Origin of the sequence: Runella salmonicolor (assembly GCF_024158025.1) — a bacterium.
GTDB lineage: Bacteria > Bacteroidota > Bacteroidia > Cytophagales > Spirosomataceae > Runella > Runella salmonicolor.
In genome coordinates, this window is record NZ_JAMZEL010000013.1 from 86,636 (window position 1) to 106,641 (window position 20,006).

The window sequence follows — 20,006 nt, forward strand, 5'->3', positions numbered from 1 at the left end:
ATTTAGTATTTCTCATACCCACCCCAATCCTTATGTTACGCTTTTTTTATTGTATTCTATATGTTGCACTTGCAGGTCTGGGTTTAGCCTGTGGAAATGACAAAACGCTTTTTAGCAGGGTACCAGTGAGTGAGTCGGGCATTGATTTTTCCAATCGGATTCGAGAAAATGATACGCTCAATATCTTAGATTTTGAATACATCTATAACGGTGGAGGCGTGGGGATTGCCGATATGAATGGCGATAGCTTGCCCGATGTGTTGTTTTCTGGAAATCAGGCTGATAGCCGCATTTACCTCAATCGAGGTAATATGAAATTTGAAGACATCAGTAAGAAAGCGGGGATTTCCAACGTAGGCCGCTGGTGTTCTGGAATAAGCTTGGTAGACATCAACGCCGACGGCCGAATGGATATTTATTTGACTTCTACGGCCAAAAAAGCAGAAACGCAACGCGCAAACCTGCTCTTTGTTAATCAGGGTAACAACGCCGAAGGTATTCCGACTTTTAAAGAAATGGCCGAAGAATATGGCATCGCCGATAAAGGTTACTCCATGAATGCCGCCTTTTTTGACTACGACAACGACGGAGATTTGGACGTATATATTTTGACCAATACCCTCGAAAGCAACCCCAATCAATACCACGAGAAACTTCGCGACGGCTCTTCGCCAACCACCGACCGACTTTATCGCTGCGAATGGAATGACAGCCTTAGCCATCCTGTTTATACCAACGTGTCCAAAGAAGCGGGTATTCAAATCGAAGGTTTTGGCCTCGGGGTTAATATTTGTGATTTTAACCGTGATGGATTCAAAGATATTTATGTTACGAACGATTATTTGTCGGACGATTTACTGTATATAAACAATGGTAATGGCACTTTTAGTGACAAAGCAGCCTCGTACTTTAAGCATACCAGTACCACCGCGATGGGCAACGATATTGCCGACATCAACAACGACGGATTGATGGATGTGATAGCCGTTGATATGTTGCCAAAAGATAATACCCGTAAAAAACAATTAATGGGCCCCAACAGCTATCAGGCCTATTTGAACAATGACTTGTTCGGATTTAATCACCAATACGGACGAAATACCCTTCAACTCAACATGGGCAATAAGCCCGGAACCAACGAGCCCGCGTTTGCTGAAATCAGTCTTTTAGCCAATGTTGCCCAAACGGATTGGAGTTGGACGCCATTACTCGTTGATTTTGACCATGACGGATGGCGTGATTTGATTGTCACCAATGGCTTCCCACGCGACGTAACTGACCGTGATTTTGCGCAATTTCGCGCGCAAAGCAGTTCGGTTGCTTCCAAAGAATACATTCTTGGGGAAATTCCCGAGGTCAAAATTCCCAACTTTGCCTTTAAAAATAAAGGAGATTTGACGTTTGAAGATGTTTCGGAAAAATGGGGGCTTAATCAGGCTTCTTTTACCAACGGAGCCGCCTATGCAGATCTTGACCTCGACGGTGACCTTGATATTGTTTCCAACAACATAAATGACTCCGCTTTTGTATACCGCAATAATTTGTCAGAATCACATCCCGAAAAAGCCAATTACCTGCGCATAGGTTTTAAAGGTTCGAGAAAAAACGTACAGGGTTTGGGCGCTGGCGTAGAGCTCTATTATGGCAAAGGGCTGGTACAGGTGTATGAACATTCGCCCTACCGGGGGTACTTATCGACCGTTGAGCCGATTGCCCACTTTGGACTTGGTGAACATACCCAAATAGACTCGGCAGTAGTGGTTTGGCCCAACGGCAAAAAACAGACGTTGAAAAATCTGAAAGCCAATCAAACAGTGTACGTTTCGGAAGCCAGTGCTACCCAAATCAATACTCCTGTGCAGTCAAACCCGCGTTATTTGTTCAATGAATTGAATGATTCTCTGAATATCAAATGGACGCACCAAGAGCCTGAATATATTGATTTTAACGGACAAAAATTACTGCCCCATAAGCTGTCGCAGTACCCGCCAGCGGTATCGGCAGGCGATATAAATGGCGACGGCTTAGATGATTTCTTTGTGGGAGGCTCACGGCAAAACAAGGGTAAATTCTTTGTGCAAAATCCCAACGGGACGTTCAATATCAGTGATTTACTGCCTGGTGTTGAGGGGCCTGATAAAACCTCAGAGGACATGGGAACGCTGCTTTTTGACGCCGATGGCGATGGCGACCTCGACCTCTACATTGCGAGTGGAGCCAACGAATTGCGAAGCAATGACGCTGGCTACCAAGACCGATTATACATCAACGACGGAAAAGGAAAGTATCAATTGGCCGAGGGTGCTATTCCGTCGATTTTGGCCAGTAAGTCGTGTGTACGCGCGGCTGATTATGACCATGACGGCGATTTGGATTTATATGTGGCGGGGCGTGTGGAGCCTGATCACTACCCCAAACCTGTAAGTAGTTTTATTCTACGAAATGACACTTCTCCTAACCAAGCGCCCAAATTCACCGATGTTACGCCCCAAATTGCCCCTGCATTAACCAATCTTGGTTTGGCTTGTGATGCGTTGTGGACTGATTATGACAACGATGGCTGGGTGGATTTGCTTATTGCGGGAGAATGGATGCCGCTGACACTATTGAAAAATACGAAAGGAAAATTTACGGTTTTACATTCCGCTTTGGATACTCAAACAGGTTTTTGGGGTAGTTTGGCCGGAGGTGATTTTGACGGTGACGGCGATACGGACTACATTGCAGGCAATCTGGGATTAAACGCGCTCACCAAAGCTTCAGATGCTTATCCAATTAGTATCATGGCGGGCGATTTTAACCAAGATGGTATGTATGATGCCATTCCGTTCATTTACTTTCCAGACGCCGAAAACAAGCTGATTCGGGTTCCTTTTCATGGACGTGAGGATGTAATCAAACAGTTTATCCAGACACGGGCGCGTTTTCAGACGTACAAAGATTTTGCGAAAGCAACCTACGATAATCTATTGACGGAAGAGGAACGCAAAAAAGCGCTGAAACTAGATGCCAACTATTGCCCGTCAGTCTACGTTGAAAACACGGGCAATGGCACCTTCAAAACCAAGCCCCTGCCGACCCTCGCGCAGCTATCACCCATCAACGGGATGATTGTGGAAGATTTTGACAAAGACGGTCACTTGGATGTATTGCTCGTGGCCAATGATTTTGGAAATGAAACCAGTACAGGCCGCTACGATGCTTCTAATGGCTTGATGCTCAAAGGAAATGGGAAAGGAGATTTTGCGCCGCTTACCCAAGCCATTACGGGTTTTTATGTGCCTGGCAATGCCAAAGGATTGGCCCAAATGGCAAGCTCTGATGGTCGTAGAATGGTGATTGCAACCCAAAACCGAGGGCCTTTGAAAGTGTTTGGACAGGCAACCGCTCCCATGAAATGGCTGCCGCTGCAAGCCAATGACGCTTATGCACTCATCCAAACCAACGACGGTAAGACCCATCGCCAAGAACTATACTATGGGGCTTCTTTTCTATCGCAATCTGTTCGTAAATTACCCCTGACGGGTCGGGAGAAATCGGTAGAGATTGTTGATTTTAGAGGTAAAAAACGGAAAGCATATTAATCGTGTCTTTATCTTCCTAACAATAACGGTCGCCCATTTTTGGGCGACCGTTATTGTTATAGACTTTTGGAGCTGTTTTTAGAAATTCAACTCAATTAATACCCAGCATTCTGTTTCAAATACCCAGGAATGTTGGAGGCCCCGTCAATGGCAGTTTGCGGAATCGGGAACACCCGCTTGTTTTTGTCGGTGTTGGTTTTTTCGGTCCAAGTACCTTCGTATTTGCCAAAACGAATCATATCAGTCCGGCGGAGCATTTCCCAGTAGAACTCAAATCCACGCTCGCGGAATAACAGATCGAGTGTCATGCTGGTAAGCGCGGGCGCAGGAGTGGTGGCCGTTCTAGCGGCTCTGACGAGGTTTACGTCGGCAAGGGCACTTGCGGCATCGTTGCTTTTGCGCAATTTGGCTTCGGCCCGCATCAAGTATACATCGGCCAAACGCAAGATGATGATGTCGGCTTCGCCGAAGTTACGTCCACTCACCGATTTTTTGCTGAATTCGTATTTTTCAACGCGGTAGCCTGTATTGTAGTTACTTCCGGCTACGGTAAAGTCAATCTGCTCCGTAAAATCAACCGCCAGTGTAGGTTTATTACGAGTATCATGAAAAAGTTTGCCCACCTTCATTTTACCGTCGGGACATTTCAAAAACACCCCGTTTCTTCTGATAAGGCCATATTGCTGCCCGCGCAAAATTCCCCGGTTGATATTGAAGTTTTCGGCCGCTACGCAAGAGTCAGCGGGGTTTGAATAAATGCTCAAATTTTGCTTATAAAACCTCGGGTCTGCTGCTGCAGGGTCTTTGGGTGCATTGGCCGTTACCCACGTTCTGTAGAAATCAGGGGTGATGCCTGGTCCATCCGTACCGTTGGCGTTTGGATAAGCAGGAAGCGGAAACTGGTCGCCTGAAAGCGAGAAATAAGCCATCCGGTTGTGCCCGTTCAAATCGGCCCGCTGGTCTACCGCAAAAATCAATTCTTTGTTGTTGTGGTTATCGTCGTTGAAAAGTGAGAAATAATCCCTTGACAACTGATACATACCTGAATTGATGATTTTATCGCTGTACTCAACGACTTTATCCATGTCTTCGAGCTTAAAGGTAAATTGAGCGGCATACGGGTCGCGGTACACGGCGGCGTTTAGATACAAACGGGCCAAAAGTCCCCAAACGACTCCTTTAGAAATGCGGCCAGGGCCCACGTTAGGATCGACCAAGGGTTCGATGGCAAGAAGTTCGCTTTTGATATATTCAACGGCCTCTTCGCCCCGGATGATTTTGGAGTTTTCGCCCAAATCATCTTTGACGAACACCAATCCAAACATATCAAGGGTCAGCATCGAATAATAAGCGCGCATACCTCTTGCTTCGGCCAAAAAGGTTTTTGCCGAGGGGTCATTGAGGGTTGGTAACGAATTGATGGCGGTAATGGAGCGTGACATTCCCTGCAAAATCAAATTCCAAGTGTTACGGATGTTGGGGTCGGTACTTGTATGTGTGTGCTGGTGCATGGCCAGATAGATACCATTGTCACCCCAATCGGTGCCGCCTCGGTAGGGGAGAATGGCCTCGTCGGTCGAGATTTCTTGCAGGGCAAAATAGTTGGTATGCTGAAAAATATTGGGCAACAATGCATACACGGGTGAGATGATTCCTTCGGCAGCTTGCTTGTCAGAAAGTCCCGATGCCGAGGCTTCGTCCAACACAATTTCGTTCAGATTGGTACAACTGTTGAGCACCATGAGCCCAACGGTTGTCACTAATATAGATAGTTTCTTTTTCATCGTTCTTAATGTTAAAATGTAACGTTCAAACCAAAAATGAGCGATTTGGCTTTGGGATAACTCAAGTAATCAATACCGTAGGACGAAATTCCGTTGATGGTCCGGTCGGTGTTTACTTCGGGGTCGTACCCATCATATTTAGTAATTACGAATAGGTTTTGGGCCGTGGCCGAAACCCGAATCCCCGCAATCCATTTGTTGATTCCCAACGCTTTGGTGTTGAGGTTATACCCCAATGAAAGGTTGTTTAATCGGAAAAATGCGCCGTCTTTCAAATAACGTGTCGAAACGGGTGCTGCATTGTTGACCGACTCATTGGCCGCCGCAATTGCCTCGGCGGTAGTGTTGATTCCTTTCGATAATCTCAGTTTATAAAAGTTTGCGTTGGCAGTGTTGTCATAGATTTTGTTTCCCGACACACCATTAAAGTTAGCTACTAAATCAAGACCTTTGTAGGCAATGCTACCGTTGAAGTTGAATTGTTTTGTGGGTAAAGCACTGCCAGCCGTTACGCGGTCTTTATCGGTCACGATACCGTCGCCGTCGGCATCCAAATAGGTACTGATTCCTTTGTCGTCAAAACCAGTGAATTGTTTCAAATAAAACGTACCGATGGGCTGGTCATTGATGTAGCCGTTGATGGTGGCTGAAGTTAGCCCCGAACCAGAAGCCGAGCCAGAAGGGATAACTGAGTATGGAGAATTGGTTACGTTGTTTTTGATAAACGTAACGTTACCTCCAATGTCAAACCGCAATCCGTTTGTCCCGATGTGGCGGTAGTTTAATTCTAACTCCAAACCTTGGTTTTTGATGGTCATGTCGGCTACATTGGTCCAGAAAGTACCTGCGGGCTGAACGGGGTCAGCGGGGATTACTTCCAACAAAATATTGTTGGATAGTTTGGTGAAATAGTCGATTGTACCCGACAATGCCCCGTTGAACAACCCAAAATCAAGCCCTACGTCGGTCTGTGTTGATACTTCCCACTGAATGTTGGGATTGGCTAGTCGAGAGTAAGAAGTGCCGGGAGCGTAGGCACCTGTGGGGTACAAAGGATAGCTGGTGGTACCTGATACCTGTGATGTAAACAAGGCTTGGGTAATTTTGGAAGGGATTTCTTGGTTACCGGTTTTTCCCCAACCCGCGCGCAGTTTCAAATCACTAAATGGCAATGATTTTAGGAACTCTTCCTCCGAAAGTCTCCAACCTAATGAGAACGAAGGGAAAATTCCGTATTTATTATTAGAGCCGAATTTAGAAGACCCGTCGGCCCGTACCGTGGCCGTCATCAAATAGCGGTCTTTGTATTGGTAGTTTACCCGCGAGAAGAATGATTGCAACTCGTTGACCACGGCATAACCGCCCGGTTTGTTGTTGGCCAATGTCAATTCTTGTCCAAGTCCTGGATTGTAAATCGGTTCGATGCCCGAAATCGGGAATTTATTGATGCTGTTGTTACGGCCCTGAACAAATATTTTCTGGTACGAATGTCCTACCAACGCCGAGAGACTATGGTCGGTTTGGTTCAACGTATAGGTCAGATAGTTTTCAATCAGCTTGTTGTTGTTGTAAGTATAGATGGTTTCGAGGCGTCCATCTTGCAAAGGCACTGCGTTGGGCAAAGACTGCAAATCACGCACGGAATTGGAGTTGTCGATACCAAAGTTGAGTTTGTACACCAAGCCTTTGATGATGGTAAACGAAGGAGAAATGTTACCAATCACCCGGTTGATTTTGGTTATATCTTTTTCCAATTTCAAAGTAATCAATGGATTCACTCCGCTGGCGTATCTGAAAGGCTCGCCGTTGGTATCATACGCAGGGTACGTAGGGTTGGCTGAAATAGCGCCACCCAACATTGCCCCAAACGGTGGGCGCTCATTTTGGGTATAACTTGCGTTCAAATTTACGTCAATGCTCAGGCGGTCGTTCAGTAATTTTTGGTTTACGTTGATACGGCCTGTATAGCGGTTGAGTTGGTTGTTTTTCAAGATACCTTCTTGGTTCTGTAAGCCCAACGAAGCATAGTACGTCAGTTTGTCGGCACCACCTCCAAAAGATAAGTTGTGGTTTTGTGTATAGGCCGTTCTGGTCACTTCTTTCTGCCAGTCGGTATTCGCTTTCAAATCTTCCAACACGCCGCCTACTGCTGGCACCTGCTTACGGTATTCATCAGCCGTAAACACATCCAATGCCCGAGCCATGGTGGAGATTCCGACGTTTGAGGAAAAAGTAAGGCTTGAAAAACCCGCTTTCCCTTTTTTTGTCGTAATCAACACCACGCCATTTGCGCCCCGTGAACCGTAAATGGCGGTTGCTGAAGCATCTTTTAGCACGTCGATGGACTCAATATCCTGCGGGTTAAGAAATGTCAGTGGGTTGGTGGCCCCCCCCGTGCTGGAGTTGTCTAATGCCATACCATCAATCACAAAAAGAGGAGTACTGCCCGTGCGTACACCGCCTGGCCCTCTGATAGTGATGGACTGCGCCCCGCCTGGCTCACCGCTGGCGGAGGTGACATTGACTCCCGCTACTTTTCCTTGCAAAAGCTGCTCGGGCGAGTTGATGATTCCTTTGTTGAAATCGGTGGTTTTGAGGGATTTTACCGAGCCAGTCATGTCTTTTTTGGTGGTGCTTCCGTAGCCGATAACGACCACCTGCGCCAAATCGGAGGCGCTAGATTTGAGCGCAACGTCTACGGCATTGCGGGCACCCACAACGATTTCCATTTTTTCATAACCGATAAAACCAATGACCAATACGGCTTTATCATCGGGTACAGACAGTGTGTAGTTTCCGTTTGCGTCGGTGTTGGTTCCGCGTTGCGTGCCTTTAATCACGACGCTACAGCCCGCCAAAGGCTCACTGGTAGTGGCATCGGTGACACGGCCCGTTACGGTTTTGTCGGTGGTTTTTACCACAGAAGGAGCGGAGGCGCTTGTTATCTGAGGAGTGGCAATCATAGCTCCCCCTACCAACAACGACCATAACAGCCACTTCGGGGACCTCAAGTTGTAGATATTGTTCATATAATAAACAGTTATTTGTTTGTAAATAAAGCTTTGCAAAGGTCAGGCTCACCCGTTAACAAATTGTTACGTGAGCATTATCGAATTGTTACGTGAGCATTATCGAACCATTATGTTTAGCAATGGTAAAATTTAGATAAGCGTAAAATGAACTCCTCGAAAATTTTAAAGAAGGGATTCTATAAAAAAGAGGAGAACGCCGAAGCACTGAATGAAGGAGAAGAAAAAGGTAAAACGTTAATCATAGGGTATTGCGATTATGAATTAGATGGAGAAAGGAAGGTAATTTCGGTACAATAGTATAATTGAATTTTTTAAATAAAAAATATGATTGGCATCAATGGCTATGCAAACGTTTGAAATTGTAGAATAAACCGAATGCTCTCAACTTTGATTTCAGAGTAAAGGTAGAATGAACTGATAATAATAGCTGAAAATGTTTAATGTATAGATAAATCCCTGAAAGGGCAGGACAAACAAAGACTTTTTGGTTTTTATTTTTTTGAAATAATTCAAGTAAAAATGTTGCTTATGCTTGCTTTAAAGCAAGGTTACAGTTTTACTGTGCCGTTTAGCTCACTTAATTTATCTAACAAAACATGAAAAAACATCTTTACCTAGCCACACTTTTGTGGCTTTGTGCGCTTAGTTCGTGGGCGCAAAGCCGCTTAACAGGGCGCGTTACCGACGCCGCTGAAAGTATCCCACTTCCAGGGGTAAGTGTCCTACTGAAAGGCACTAACACGGGAGTCACTACCGATGGAGAAGGTCGATTTAGCCTTCCAAATGCCGCTTCAAACAGTGTATTGGTCGTTTCTTACATTGGTTATATTTCGCAGGAAATCACCGTTGGAAATCGTACGAATATTGACGTTGCCTTGGCAGTCGATGTAAAATCACTCTCTGAAGTTGTGGTGACAGGGTATGCCAGTCAACGCAAAAAAGACATTACGGGAGCCGTAACGGTGGTCAATGCCAAAGAATTGACGGCAGTGCCAGCGGCCAGCGTCACACAGATGCTTCAAGGACGGGCATCGGGGGTAGTAGTTGGAAATGACAACTCTCCTGGAGGAGGTACCATGGTGCGTATCCGTGGGTTTGGTTCTATCAACAACAACAGCCCGCTGTATGTAATTGACGGTGTCCCTACTCAAGGAACACTTAACCAGCTCAATCCCAACGATATTGAGTCGATGCAGGTGTTGAAAGATGCTTCTGCCGCTTCTATCTACGGGGCACGTGCCGCCAACGGGGTAGTTATCATTACCACCAAAAAAGGTAAAACGGGTGAGCCAAGCATTACGTTTGATTTTTACAGCGGTACGCAACGCCCCGGTAAGATGCTGGATTTGTTGAATACCAAAGAATTGGGAGAGTATTTGTATCAATCTGAACTCGGCGCTGGAAAAAACCCGTCGGTTACTTCACCATCGGCCCAGTATAAGTTTGGCCCTAACGGCGAGCAAACCATTGCGGATTATATCTATCCAAACGTTTACGGAACGCTTCCTGCCAACTATACTTATACCAACGACATCGCCGACCCTAATTTGGGTAGAACGGCTTTTAACATCACCAAAGCCAACAAAGAAGGAACCAACTGGCAGGATGTTATTTTTGATCCAGCTCCGATTGCTAACTTCCAAATAGGTGCAACAGGCGGTTCAAAATCAGGAAAATACGCCATCTCGGCCAATTACTTCAAGCAAGATGGTATTTTGAGATACACGAAGTATGATCGCTACTCATTGCGTGCCAACACCGAATTTACCAAAGGAAAAGTGACAATCGGTGAGAACTTTACCTTCTCATACGACGAAAGACAGGGTATCACCAACAACGATGAGTCCAACCCCATCATGTTTGCGATTCGCGTACACCCCATCATTCCGGTATTTGACATTACGGGCGGTCCGGTAGCGTTGGGCGGAACCAACACATCACCTTACAATGGTTTTGCAGGAAGCCGGGGCAGTAACTTAGGAAATGCTCCCAACCCATTGGCAAGATTATACCGTGAAAAAGATAACATAACCAAAGGCTCACACGTATTTGGAAACGTATTTGCCGAAGCAGAAATTATCCCGGGCTTAAAGGCCAGAACTAGCTTGGGCCTTGAGTATAATCAGTACAACCGCTCCGAGTATTTTCACCGCGACATTGAGGCGGCTGAAGCAAGAAATGCCAATAGTTTAAACGTAATCAATAACTTTGACCGCTCATTGACGTGGTTCAACACCTTGAATTACAACAAAACCTTTGGTGTTCATTCATTGAATGTATTGTTAGGAACCGAAGCTGTTAAAACCTATGCAGTAGGTTTTCAGGCCAGCCGAAGCAGCTTTGCTTTTGATGATTTAGATTATCGTTATTTGGATGCAGGTTCGGCCGCAGGCTTGAACAACGCTGGCGCGGGTGCAACGTTGAGCTCGCTGTTCTCTCAGTTCGGAAAAGTAAACTACTCGTACAAAGAACTTCTCTTGGCCGACTTCACCCTTCGCCGCGACGGTTCTTCCCGTTTCTCGGCGGCCAACCGCTACGGGGTATTCCCCGCGTTTTCGGTGGGTTTGCGCATGACCGAACTTGCCTTCATGCGGGAAGTGAAGTTTATCAACGATTTGAAAGTACGCGTAGGTTGGGGTAAAACGGGTAACCAGTTGATTCCTAACGTGTATAACGCTTATACGCTATACGCTCCCGATCCTTTAAACAACGCGTATGACATCAACGGTACGGGTTCTTCAATTGTCGGTGGATTTGACTTGGTACAGTTTGGTAACACAAATGGTAAATGGGAAACAAATACCTCCACTAACTTTGGTATCGACGCCGTTTTATTAAACAACAAAATGGAGTTTGTATTAGACGTTTATAACCGTCTAACGACCGATATGTTGACCCAAATTGCGATTCCAAGAACGGCGGGTTCGGGTACTATTCCTTACACCAATATCGGTGAAGTGCAAAACAGAGGCTTTGACCTTGGTATCAACTTTAGAGATAAAAAAGGTGACTTCCGCTATCAGGTAGGTTTGAATTTTGGGCACTACAAAAACGAAGTGAAGAAATTGAACGATGACCCCAACGCCACGGTATTTGGTTTCACCACTCGTTTGCCAGCTATCTCGGCTACCAAAGCAGGCTTGCCCATTGCCAGTTACTATGGATACATCGTGGATGGTGTAATCAAAGATAAAGCAGAAGCCGACGCCGCCCCCAAATTTGGAACTTATACCCGTGAAGGTACTTTCAAATTCAGAGACATCAATGGTGACGGTATCATTACGGCTGCCGACCGTACCATCATGGGCAATCCTCACCCTGATTTTACGTACGGTATTAACGTAAATCTTGGCTATAAAAACTGGGATTTGACAATGTTTGGTCAAGGTGTACAAGGCAACCAAATCTTCAACTATGTGAGATATTGGACTGACTTTAACGTATTCCAAGGCAACAGATCGAAGGATATGCTTTACAATTCATGGAAAAAACCAGGTGATGATGCAAAATTGCCCCGCTTGAATTCTGGCGATGCCATCAGTCAGCAGGTTTCTTCTTACTTCCTCGAAGACGGCTCGTATTTGCGCCTGAAAAACATTCAGTTGACATATACCCTTCCTTCTTCTCTCTTGAAAAAAGCAGGATTGGCTTCGGCGCAAGTGTATGTACAAGGACAAAACATCCTGACGCTTACCAAATACAGCGGACTTGACCCTGACATCAACCTCAGAAGATCAGGTAATGACAACCAGGATATTCACATGGGTGTTGACGAAGGTGCCTATCCAGTGGCAAAGTCGTACATCGTTGGATTGCGTTTTGGTTTTTAATCTTAGTTGACAATCATTATTCTTGAATCATACAATGAAAAAAATAATCTCATTACTAGTCTTGGTCGGCTTGAGTTTCTCATGTTCTGAGAGCTTCTTTGACCTAAAGCCCCAGGGGCGTGCTTCCTTGGAGCAGTTAAGTAATAAAAACGGCGTAGGCGCCTTATTGATAGGAGCTTACTCTCTTATGGACGGTGTTGGTGCAGGAAATACGGGACGTCAATCCACGATTTCAAATTATGTGTTTGGTGGAATCAGTAGCGACGACGCCGTAAAAGGAACCGATGCAGGTGACCAGCCAGAGCAGTCGTTTATCGAACAATACAACTGGCTTTCTGACAATACCTATTTCCTCGGAAAATGGTGGCACTCTTACGACGGTGTGGCCCGTTGCAACGAAGTGATTCAAATTGTGAGTAGCGCAGCCGTAAAAGATATGACCGAGGCTGAAAAAACGCAGGTGATTGCCGAAGCACGTTTTTTGAGAGCGCACTACCACTTTGAAGCCAAAAAAATGTGGAATAAAGTGCCGTTTATCGACGAGAAAGTCTACGTTGCTTCTGACCCTAATTCTACAAAAGTGCCTAATACCGAAGATATTTGGCCTAAAATTGAAGCAGATTTTGATTTTGCTGCCAAAAACCTTCCTGCTGTTCAGGCCCAGAAAGGCCGTGCTACGCAGTGGGCTGCTAAATCGTATTTGGCTAAGGCCATGATTTTTCAGAAAAAATGGGCGGCAGCAAAAACGTTGTTGGAAGATGTTTTGAAAAATTCGGGTAAAAAACTGGTTGCTAACTACCACGACAATTACAGAACGACGGGCAACAACAATAGCGAGTCAATTTTTGAAGTTCAGTTTTCGGTCAATGATGGTACCAACGGAAACAACGGAAATGCTGGCGATAACCTAAATTGGCCGTATTCGGCAACGGCTCCAGGACGTGGGTGCTGCGGTTTTTATCAGCCTTCACACAACTTAGTAAATGCGTTCAAAACCGAAAATGGCCTCCCAATGATTGGCGCTGCGGCTGACGGTACTGCTGATACCTACAACAAAGTAGATTTACCCAATGACCAAGGAATCACTGCTTCAACGGCATTTACATTGGATAAATCAATTCCAGTTGACCCACGTTTGGACTGGACGGTGGGTCGTCGTGGTGTGAATTTCCTTGATTGGGGCCCAATGCCTGGCTCTACTTGGATTCGTGACCAAGCCTACGCTGGTCCGTTTACGGGTAAAAAATGGATGTATTATTTGTCGGAAGAAAACAGCACTACGCACTCCACAAGTAAGCGTAATGTAAACAATAACTACCGTTTGTTGAAGTTATCGCACGTTATTTTGTGGTTGGCAGAATGCGAAGTAGAATTGGGCAATTTGGCTGCTGCCGAAGGTTACGTAAACCAAATTCGTTTGCGTGCCAAAAATGGATCGGTTCAGGATGCTTCTGTGACGTATCAGATTGAGGCATATCCTGCCGGTACTTTTGCCGCCAAAGGCGCTGATTATGCCCGCAACGCCGTTCGGATGGAGCAGCGCCTGGAGTTTGCGATGGAAGGCCACCGCTTCTTCGACTTGGTGCGTTGGGGCATTGCCGAAAAAGTGTTGAACAAATATGCCGCCGAAGAATCAGTACCGGGCACTGAGCCTTCAGGACGTAAGTTCAACAAGCGGGGTTATATGGCTGGAAAAGTATTTACTTCTAAAAACAACTACTTCCCGATTCCTCAGGATGAAATCCTGAACAGCCAGAAAGATGGCAAGCCTACTTTGACCCAGAACACAGGGTACTAACATATTTCTTTTTTATCACAAAAAAGGCTCCGCAGTTTGCTGTGGGGCTTTTTTTGTGATAAAAAACACAAAATAACTTGGTTTTAGATTACTGTTTAAACCATTGAATGGTATGTTTTTCTAAGGAAAGAATGGACAAACAAACCAGAGCCAACCAAGGTGTTTGATTTTAATCAATGTGTTATCCTAAACAGTATTAAATATGAAATCTGATACGAGACTTATGACATTATTAGCTACAGGACTGCTGATTTACCTGCTTTCAGGGTGCGTAGTAAGTCCGCGTCCCGTGGTTGTTCGTCCTGCTCCGCCTGCTCCTCGTGTCGAAGTGATTCCGCGCAAGCCATCCCCTCGCCATGTATGGGTGCCCGGGGAGCACCGTTGGCGTAAAAATCACTATGTATGGGTTCCTGGTCATTACCGACGAGTTCGGTAATGACAAAAAAACTCCGCCACGTGGCGGAGTTTTTTGAGGAAAGCAATCGGTACAATTAGTTATATCTCAGTGAATCTGAACTGTACGTATGTTTTGGCCAGCAAGGTCATTTTTTGAAAATCAGGAACTCGAATCCGTACTTCCTGAATACGGGTTGCGGGCGTTTCCTTGATTTTATTGAATAACGTCAGATAATACACATACGCCAGATAAACGCCCATACGAGCGCTACGAGGGAGCTGTTTGATGGCACCATAGGCAGCATCAAAGTCTGCCTGAATGTCAGTTTCGATTTGGTGTTTACTCTCTTTGGTAAATTTCGTAAAATCAACCCCTGGAAAATAAACGCGCCCCCGGTCGACATAGTCACTTTTTAGGTCGCGCAAAAAATTTACTTTCTGAAAAGCCGCCCCTAAACTACGAGCACCGTCTTTTAGTTGCTCAAACATGGCGTTGTCGCCTTCACAAAATACACGCAAGCACATCAAGCCCACTACTTCTGCCGAACCATAGATATACTCTTCGTATTTTTCGTCGGTGTATTCCTGTTTGTATAAATCCATTTCCATGCTGTGCAAAAAAGCATTGATCAGGTCATGGTCAATCTTATATTTGTTAACAATCAGCTGGAAAGAATGCAAAACTGGGTTTAGACTAATACCCGCTTCGATGGCTTCATAGGTATCTTTGATAAATTTTTCGAGCAGGTATTTTTGATTAAATTCATAAAACGTATCGACAATTTCATCGGCATAGCGTACAAACCCATAGATAGCATAAACAGGTAAACGGAATTTTTTATCCAGCGTTTTGATTCCCAGCGTAAACGACGTACTGTACCTCTCGGTAATGAGTTTGCTGCAATCTAGCGTTGTTTGGTCAAACAATTGCTTCATATAAGCCGTGCCACGCACGCAGGTTAATGGGTTATTGGAAGATATGATTACTAATTTGGTCCAAACTCTTTGGCTATCTCATCAGCTACTACCAGCCCCGAAATCAGGGAAGGGGGAACCCCAGGGCCTGGAACAGTGAGCTGTCCTGTATAAAACAAATTATTTAGCTTTTTGTTTTTGAGCGTCGGTTTCAGAAAGGCCGTTTGCAAGAGGGTATTGGCCAGCCCGTACGCATTTCCTTTGAACGCATTGTAATCTGACTGGAAATCTCGGTGCGCAAAGGTACGTTTATAGACAATGTTGGGCCGAATGGCTTCCCCTACGTAGGCCTCTAACCGTTCCATCACTACGTTGAAATAACGCTCTCTGATTTCGTCAGTATCGTCCGTCAGTCCCGTTGCCACTGGAATCAGGATAAAGAGGTTTTCGGAGCCTTCTGGTGCAACCGAGGGGTCGGTTTTTGAGGGCGCCGAAACGTAGAAAAGCGGCTTGCTCGGCCATTGGGGTTCGGTATAAATTTCGTACGAATGCTGTGAAAAATCTTCGTCAAAGAACAAATTATGATGGAGCAGTTTTGGTATTCTTTTGTTGACCCCCACATAATAAAGCAGCGAAGATGGGGCAAGTGTTTTTTTGTTCCAATACGCTTCAGAATAATTTCGATATTCACCCAGTAATTTTGAATCTACATGGTGATAATCAGCCCCTGCCACCACGACGTCGGCCTCAAAAATGTCGCTATCGGTGATTATCTTCTTTGCGCTGCGATTGGTTACTTCGATTTTCGTTACATTCTGATTTAGCTTTATTTTTACACCTTTTTCTTCCGCCAGTGCCACCATTCCTTTCACGATTTCATACATACCGCCCATCGGGTACCAAGTTCCCATGGTTATCTCGGCGTAGTTCATGAGGCTGTACATGGCCGGTGTATTTTCGGAGGTGGCCCCTAAAAACAAAATGGGAAATTCCATCAATTGCAACAATTTAGGGTCCGTAAAAAACTTACGAATATGCTCCGAAAATGACTGCAATACGTCCATGCGCCCCAAATCATACAACAGTTTAAGGCTTACAAACTCCGTAATGCTGCGACTTGGCTTCCAAACAAATTTGTTCATGCCCACGTCATATTTGTACGAAGCCTGTTTCAGAAATGCGTCCAATCGCGCACCGCTTCCTGGTTCTATGCTTTCAAAAAGCTGTTTGAGCGCCTCGATTCCCGCTGGAATTGCAACGGTGGTTTTTTGGTCAAAAATAACCGCGTAAGAGGGGTCGAGTCGGACCAGATGATAATAATCCGATGGTTTTTTGCCGAATTTACCGAAATAGGTTTCAAATACATCGGGCATCCAATACCAACTCGGGCCCATATCGAAAGTAAACCCCTCGGCTTCAAACACCCGAGCGCGTCCTCCCGGAACCGAATTTTTCTCTAAGATAGTAACATCAAACCCTTTGTCGGCTAGGCGGGTAGCGGCCGAAAGCCCCGCAAATCCAGCGCCGATAACAATTACTTTTTTCAAGGTATAAGACTTTTTTTATTGTAAACTTCCAAAAGGGGGTGACGGTTTGAGAACATACGTAAAAAATGACGCCGTCGTGCAAATTGCTATTGCTTATAGACTACGCCATCTTTCATCACGAACGTAACGTTTTGGAGCGTTTTGATGTTTTGAAGCGGATTTTCGTCGGTGGCAATGATGTCGGCGTATTTGCCTTTGGTGATGCTTCCCATGTTGTCCTGTTCTCCTAAAATTTGGGCAGGAACCACCGTTGCCGATTTTATAGCCTCCATGGGGGGCATTCCGACTTCGGTCATGTATTCAAATTCTTTGGCATTTTTGCCGTGGGGGTACACGCCACCGTCGGTACCAAAGGCAATTTTTACCCCAGCTTTGTAGGCTTTCTCAAAAGTTTTTTGAATCAAAGGCCCAATTTCCAGCGCCTTCATGCGCACAAAAGGGTGGTAATAGCCAGGCACTTTGGCGGAGTCGGCGGCAGTACGCCCAGCGATGATGGTCGGGACGTAGTAAGCCCCCATTTTCTTGAACAACTCAATGGCTTCATCGTCCATGTATGTGCCGTGCTCAATGGTAGTTACGCCTGCTCTGAGGGCGCGTTTCATGCCGTCGGTTCCGTGGGCGTGTGCCGCTACGTGAAACCCATAATCTTTGGCGGTCTGCACAATGGCCGAGATTTCGTTTTCGGTAAACTGCGGTGCCTTACCGCTTTTGGCAATGCTTAATACGCCCCCAGTAGCCGTGATTTTGATACAATCTGAACCATCTTTGTAGCGTTGACGTACGGCTTTTCGGCCTTCATCGGGGCTGTCAACGATTGCATCAGTGACTTTATCTGGAACACTGTACATGTTGCTGAGTCCGTTGGTGGGGTCGCCGTGCCCGCCCGTGGTGGCGATGGTCTGGCCCGACGTAAAAATGCGTGGCCCTGTCACCAAGCCTTTGTTGATGGCATTGCGAAGGGAAATGTTTACGCCCGTGCCTCCCAAATCTCGTACGGCCGTAAAACCCGCCATGAGCGTAGTAAGAGCGTGTTTTTGGGCTTCAAAGGCAATGTCGGCCGAGTTGTTGCTGAGCCGTTTGAGGTATTGGTCTCGGCTGGTTTCGCTTTCGATGTGTACGTGCATATCGGTCAGGCCGGGCAAAACCGTTTTGTTTTTTAGGTCAATCAGTTTATCGCCTGTTAGCGCTTTGGTATAGCCTTTTTCAACGGCCGTAATTCGATTTTTTTCGACGATAATTGTGGTCTGCTCTTGGGCGGCATCACTGACTCCGTCGATTAGTTTTCCGCAATAAATCAGCGTTCGTTGGGCATGGGCGTAATTTGCCGCCGCAAAAAAGAGTCCCGCAAAAAGCAAACGTTTTCTCATGGATAATTTGGTCGTTAGGTTCATTGTAATGAATATTTTACCTAAATAAAGCGTTTTTTCGTCTCAAATGGAAACGGAGAAGGAAAGTAGTATACTGATATGTCCATAAAAAAACTCCCTGGTCGTGTTGCCACGACCAGGGAGTCAAATAATTGGATACTAAACCGTACAATTATTGCTGCTGAGTTATTCAGGATAGCCCGGATTCTGTGGTTTCAGATTCGGGTTGTTCAGCATTTCTTGTTTTCCAAGTGGCAATAACAAATGTTTTGATTGCAGCGGCTGGTTAGAGCTCAAGTTCACGTGTCCCACAAAGTTGTCAAATCCTTTGGTTTTTTCGTTAAACACTTTGCGGAGGCGAACCATGTCAAACCAAGTGATTTGCTCATAGCACAGCTCATGCCAGCGCTCTTTCCAAACGGCTTCGCGGAAAGAATTTTGGGTATAAGTACCAAGAGCAGGCGTAGTGAGTTGCGCTCGGTCACGGATGCGCTTGAAGGCATTATAAGCTTCCTGTGTAGGTCCACCCACTTCGTTTTGGGCTTCGGCAAAGAGCAATAACACCTCTGCATACCGAATTTGGGGTACATTGAGGTTGTTTGCGCGTGAGCCTGGCACCCCCGAAGTACCGTTTGCCACTCTGTTGAAATGTTTGAAAATATAAGGAGCACCCAGTTCAAACCGTGCTCCACTACCGTTGGTAAAATAGGTAGTGTAGAAATACCCTTCTTGGTCTTTGGCACGCAAATCGCCTGGTTCGTACGACTGGTAGAAGGCAAGGGTCGGAACGGTACTTCCTGTTCCACCTGGACCGTTGAAAGTTACTGGCTTAAAGTTAGGAAACATATTACCCATCGGATTTTGCTCTACAACGGCATTGTATTGCAGCATAAAAAGGTGTTCTACACGATTTTTCAAACTCTCCCGGCGAGTGTCTTCGTAAGTAGGAAACAAGTTGATTGTTCCAGGATTGGCATTGGCATAGTCGATCACTTCTTTGGCTTTGTCGGCGGCCAACTTATAGTGTGAAGCCCCTTTGCTGAGAGGGAAACCTGCCATGGTCAAATATACGCGTGCAAGCTGCGCTTTGACAGCCGCCAAATTGACCCGTCCACTCTGATCCATCCATGGTAAACCAGCGGCTTCTGCTGCAAGTAAGTCTTCTACAATCAGTTTGTAAATATCTTCTTGTGGCGAGCGCTTAGGGAAAAAATCTTCCGAACTAGCCGTTTGTGGATTGGTAATCAGTGGAATATCGCCCCACAAACGCACTGCTGTAAAGTAAGCGTATGCACGTAGAAACCTTGCCTCTCCCAAAATTTTCTTCTTTTGTACTTCAGGCATGGGTGTAATGGGCGGCACTTTGGCAATCACCTGATTGGCTTGTGCAATGATTTTAAACAAACCATTCCAATAATTGACTACGTGTACAGTATTGCCATCGTGTACTAAACCATACAGGTTGTTCAAGTCTGAATTTTGGGCAGTTTCGGTGGTAGAAGTACCCGTCATGGCCTCCAGTAGCTGCCAGTTAGAAGAAAATATACCTGCTCCTCCACCCATAAAACGTAAATCGGCATACACCGAAGCGAGTGCTGCCTCGGCGTGGTCGGGAATGGTGTAAAAGCTTTCGGGTGTTAGGTTAGAAGGCGCTTGCTCCGCCAAAAAGTCGGTGCAGCCTGAGTAGCCCAGTAAAAAAGAGGCCATCAGTGCTGTTTTTCCTATATTTTTTAATAGTTGCATTTTCTAATTG

At 45.7% G+C, this 20,006-nt stretch carries 10 protein-coding genes; 4 read left to right on the forward strand and 6 right to left on the reverse strand.

All coding sequences use genetic code 11. The features are described 5' to 3' along the window. The first annotated feature begins 32 nt into the window (after nt 1-32). Nucleotides 33-3,584 (forward strand): VCBS repeat-containing protein, encoded by a 3,552-nt coding sequence (locus tag NCI00_RS23820; RefSeq protein WP_253531930.1) that lies wholly within the window; start codon nt 33-35, stop codon nt 3,582-3,584. Between the two features lie 95 nt (nt 3,585-3,679). On the opposite strand, the gene NCI00_RS23825 is transcribed toward NCI00_RS23820, so the two are convergent. Further along, complete coding sequence (locus NCI00_RS23825; RefSeq protein ID WP_253531932.1) at nt 3,680-5,368, reverse strand: RagB/SusD family nutrient uptake outer membrane protein; 1,689 nt, start codon at nt 5,366-5,368, stop codon at nt 3,680-3,682. Nucleotides 5,369-5,379: 11 nt separating this feature from the next. Then, nucleotides 5,380-8,397 carry a SusC/RagA family TonB-linked outer membrane protein gene (locus NCI00_RS23830; RefSeq protein ID WP_253531934.1) on the reverse strand — a complete coding sequence of 1,006 codons (3,018 nt, stop codon included), beginning with the start codon at nt 8,395-8,397 and terminating at the stop codon, nt 5,380-5,382. Nucleotides 8,398-8,996: 599 nt separating this feature from the next. Between NCI00_RS23830 and NCI00_RS23835 the strand changes: the two genes are divergently transcribed. From NCI00_RS23835 to NCI00_RS23845, 3 genes are all read left to right on the forward strand, one after another. Then, entirely contained in the window at nt 8,997-12,230 is a 3,234-nt protein-coding gene (locus tag NCI00_RS23835) for a SusC/RagA family TonB-linked outer membrane protein (protein ID WP_253531935.1), read from the forward strand. Between the two features lie 34 nt (nt 12,231-12,264). Continuing rightward, entirely contained in the window at nt 12,265-14,028 is a 1,764-nt protein-coding gene (locus NCI00_RS23840) for a RagB/SusD family nutrient uptake outer membrane protein (protein WP_253531936.1), read from the forward strand. A gap of 202 nt (nt 14,029-14,230) precedes the next feature. Then, a complete protein-coding gene (locus NCI00_RS23845; protein ID WP_253531937.1) occupies nt 14,231-14,464 on the forward strand; it encodes a hypothetical protein in 234 nt (77 codons plus the stop codon). 59 nt (nt 14,465-14,523) lie between these two features. Here the strand turns inward: NCI00_RS23845 and NCI00_RS23850 are convergent, their stop codons facing one another. The 4 genes from NCI00_RS23850 to NCI00_RS23865 all read right to left on the reverse strand — a co-directional run bounded on the left by NCI00_RS23850 (nt 14,524) and on the right by NCI00_RS23865 (nt 19,996). Next, nucleotides 14,524-15,360: a phytoene/squalene synthase family protein gene (locus tag NCI00_RS23850; protein ID WP_114460127.1), complete on the reverse strand. Its 837-nt coding sequence runs from the start codon at nt 15,358-15,360 to the stop codon at nt 14,524-14,526. Nucleotides 15,361-15,410: 50 nt separating this feature from the next. Further along, nucleotides 15,411-16,886 (reverse strand): bifunctional phytoene desaturase/3,4-desaturase, encoded by a 1,476-nt coding sequence (gene crtID, locus NCI00_RS23855; RefSeq protein ID WP_253531938.1) that lies wholly within the window; start codon nt 16,884-16,886, stop codon nt 15,411-15,413. Nucleotides 16,887-16,972: 86 nt separating this feature from the next. After that, complete coding sequence (locus NCI00_RS23860; RefSeq protein ID WP_253531939.1) at nt 16,973-18,253, reverse strand: metal-dependent hydrolase family protein; 1,281 nt, start codon at nt 18,251-18,253, stop codon at nt 16,973-16,975. Nucleotides 18,254-18,439: 186 nt separating this feature from the next. Then, nucleotides 18,440-19,996 carry a RagB/SusD family nutrient uptake outer membrane protein gene (locus NCI00_RS23865; RefSeq protein ID WP_374758862.1) on the reverse strand — a complete coding sequence of 519 codons (1,557 nt, stop codon included), beginning with the start codon at nt 19,994-19,996 and terminating at the stop codon, nt 18,440-18,442. Nucleotides 19,997-20,006: the final 10 nt, after the last annotated feature.

Coding starts and splice junctions, on each gene's coding strand:
- NCI00_RS23820 (WP_253531930.1), top strand. CDS start 33: ATGTTACGCTTTTTTTATTGTATTCTATATGTTGCACTTGCAGGTCTG.
- NCI00_RS23825 (WP_253531932.1), bottom strand. CDS start 5,368: ATGAAAAAGAAACTATCTATATTAGTGACAACCGTTGGGCTCATGGTG.
- NCI00_RS23830 (WP_253531934.1), bottom strand. CDS start 8,397: ATGAACAATATCTACAACTTGAGGTCCCCGAAGTGGCTGTTATGGTCG.
- NCI00_RS23835 (WP_253531935.1), top strand. CDS start 8,997: ATGAAAAAACATCTTTACCTAGCCACACTTTTGTGGCTTTGTGCGCTT.
- NCI00_RS23840 (WP_253531936.1), top strand. CDS start 12,265: ATGAAAAAAATAATCTCATTACTAGTCTTGGTCGGCTTGAGTTTCTCA.
- NCI00_RS23845 (WP_253531937.1), top strand. CDS start 14,231: ATGAAATCTGATACGAGACTTATGACATTATTAGCTACAGGACTGCTG.
- NCI00_RS23850 (WP_114460127.1), bottom strand. CDS start 15,360: ATGAAGCAATTGTTTGACCAAACAACGCTAGATTGCAGCAAACTCATT.
- NCI00_RS23860 (WP_253531939.1), bottom strand. CDS start 18,253: ATGAGAAAACGTTTGCTTTTTGCGGGACTCTTTTTTGCGGCGGCAAAT.
- NCI00_RS23865 (WP_374758862.1), bottom strand. CDS start 19,996: ATGCAACTATTAAAAAATATAGGAAAAACAGCACTGATGGCCTCTTTT.